Annotated in this window: 1 protein-coding gene; it reads right to left on the minus strand. The window is 35.4% G+C overall.

From position 1 onward, the window contains the following. Positions 1–325, minus strand: a 325-nt coding sequence (locus tag JEM65_RS22010) for a ferritin-like domain-containing protein (RefSeq protein ID WP_199603910.1), incomplete at both ends; no start/stop codon positions are given.

The raw sequence follows: 325 nt of genomic DNA on the forward strand, positions 1-325 counted from the left end.
TGTGCATGATTTCGAATAATACTGACGATATGTATAGGTAGATCTGGTGATTCTTGAATTGCTTTTTCATATGCCTTTTTACTAGCATCCTCACCACGTTCACATTCTTCGAGTATACTTTTGCGATCATGGCCAGATAATGAAGCTTTAAGATCAAGCCAAAAGCGATGCAATTTTCCAGATATAGGTGTTCCTTCTGTTGTTTCTTCACCATTAATAACAGCGAATGGAGTCAGTTCATGATTGAATTGAGTCGTTTGTTGAATATAATCTTCAAACAATGATCTTAAATCTTGATCGCTTCCGTCTTTTAAATTTCCTAAAG

This window comes from Gelidibacter salicanalis (assembly GCF_016469035.1).
In the GTDB taxonomy this organism is placed as follows: domain Bacteria; phylum Bacteroidota; class Bacteroidia; order Flavobacteriales; family Flavobacteriaceae; genus Gelidibacter; species Gelidibacter salicanalis_A.